Origin of the sequence: Kitasatospora sp. NPDC007106 (genome assembly GCF_040634455.1) — a bacterium.
In the GTDB taxonomy this organism is placed as follows: Bacteria; Actinomycetota; Actinomycetes; order Streptomycetales; family Streptomycetaceae; genus Kitasatospora; species Kitasatospora arboriphila.
Genome location: NZ_JBEYFP010001002.1, coordinates 1 through 2,004 on the forward strand (window position 1 = coordinate 1; position 2,004 = coordinate 2,004).

Annotated in this window: 2 protein-coding genes; one reads left to right on the top strand and one right to left on the bottom strand. The window is 76.7% G+C overall.

Annotated features, from left to right (window positions below):
* Positions 1-979 (top strand): M48 family metallopeptidase (locus ABZ641_RS35040; RefSeq protein ID WP_359988434.1); only part of this gene is annotated, 979 nt, incomplete at its 5' end.
* A gap of 117 nt (positions 980-1,096) precedes the next feature.
* Here ABZ641_RS35040 and ABZ641_RS35045 read toward each other — a convergent pair.
* Entirely contained in the window at positions 1,097-1,573 is a 477-nt protein-coding gene (locus ABZ641_RS35045; protein WP_344622411.1) for a hypothetical protein, read from the bottom strand.
* Positions 1,574-2,004: the final 431 nt, after the last annotated feature.

The window sequence follows — 2,004 nt, forward strand, 5'->3', positions numbered from 1 at the left end:
GGGGCGGAGAGGGGGCACGCTGGTTCTTTTCGAGGAGGAAGGAGAAGGAAGCACGCCGCGGAGCCGCCCGCGACTCGGACGGCTGCCGCGCAACACCGCCCGGCTGTACCGCGGTGACGCCCCCGGGCTGTTCGCCCTGACCGACCGGGTGGCGCGGGCCCTCGGCGGCAGGCCGGTGGACGTCGTGCTGGTCACCGGGGACTTCAACGCGGGATTCGGACGGATCGGCCTGCGGCGGCGCCACGTGCTGTGGCTCGGCCTCCCGCTGTGGGCGGTGCTGGACCCCGGGCAGCGGCTGGCCCTGCTCGGCCACGAGCTCGGGCACCAGGTCAACGCCGACAGCCGCCGCGGACTGTGGCTGCGGTCCGCGCTCGCCGCGCTCGACGAGTGGGAGGAGCTGACCCGGCCCGCCCTGTACCGGCAGTCCTTCGGCACCTTCGTGGAGCTGGCGGCCTCGGCGATCCTGCAACTGCTGCTGCGCCCGGTCAACCTCGTGGCCCGGGCGCTGCTGGAACTGCTCGACCGGCTCACGCTGCGCACCGGCCAGGCCGCCGAGTACCGCGCCGACCGGCTCGCCGCCGACCTCGCCGGCACCGGGGCGAGCCTCGGGCTGCTGCGGACCCTGATGCTCCGGCGGACGGTCGACACCACCCTGCTGCGGATGCGGGCCGACCGGGCCCGACGGGCCCGCCGCACCGGAACCGACCCGGCACCCGCCGCCGGACCGTGGGAGGAGCTCTCCGCCCAGCTCGCCGACGTGCCGGCGCTGGAACGCGAACGGCTGCTGAGGCTCTCCGCCCGCGAATTCGGCACCGTCGACCGCTCGCACCCGCCGACCCACCTGAGGCTCGCCATGCTCGAAGCCCGGCCGCCCGCCGCCGGTCGGCTCCGGGCCGACGCGGCGGACTGGCCCGCGATCGACGCCGAACTCGCGCCCGCCGCCCGACAGGTCGCGGCCGACCTCGAAATCGGCCGCTGACCACCGACCGCGCCGCTGCCGACCCGCCGTCCCGGACCCGCCCCCCGACCACGGCACCCGGGCCCGAGGCCCGGGCCCGCCGACACCTCGGCCGGGAAGGGTCCGGCCGTCAGCGGCTCACCGTGCGGGACGCGGGTAGCGGCGGCCGGCGCGCATCGCCGCGCGGACCTCGGCCGCACGGCGGGCCTGCTCCTCGGGTTCGAGGCGGCGGCCGGCGGGTTCCTCGTCCGGGGCCACGTCGATGACGGTGTTGTTGGGCCGGCACCACGGGCACACCCGGGACTCGTCCGGCAGCCAGCCGTCCTCGCAGCCGAGCGGGCAGGTCGGCGCGGCCACCAGGTCGAGGGCGATGTCGTCGGCCCGCTGCAGCAGCTCCGGCGCGGTCAGCTGCGCGTACCGCTCCCACCAGCGGCGCTCCATGCGGTCCCGCAGTCGGGTGGCCGGCGTGCCCTCGGCGAGTTGCCGGGCGATGTCCTGGCGCACGGTGTGCGGCAGGCCGCCCCGCTGGTCGAGGGCTCGCATCAGCGGGCCCGGCACGGCGGCCGCGGCCCACACGGCCGGATCCTGGCCGCGGGCCGGGAAGGCGCTGCTCATGGCTGTCCTCCGGCGTCGGTCGGTTCGGTCCCAGTGAATCCCGCCGGGGCTGCGCAGCGCAACGTCGCCCTCACAGGTGCACCCGGGCCGCGCGGGAGCAGCTCCAGGGGGTGCCGCCACCGCCGATCGTCCCCGAACCGCCACGTCGGCCCACGGAGCACACCGGGAGAGGGTGCACCAGGGCCAGGAGGTGACGGGGACGCCGCTTTGCCCAGGGGGTGGACGCCGCGCCGCGCCCACCCCGGCGGGAAGGAGCACGTGGGAGTGGACGGGCGGACGATCGGCGCACGATGCCCCGGCCCGCGCCCTTGCCGTGCACCGCGCGCCGTGGCGAGGCTTCTCGGACCACATGGCGAGTCCGTCGTCGCCGGTGTTGCGGACGAGGTTGTGGGAGACCACCGAGTCGGTGACGCCGGTGTGGAAGTTCAGGC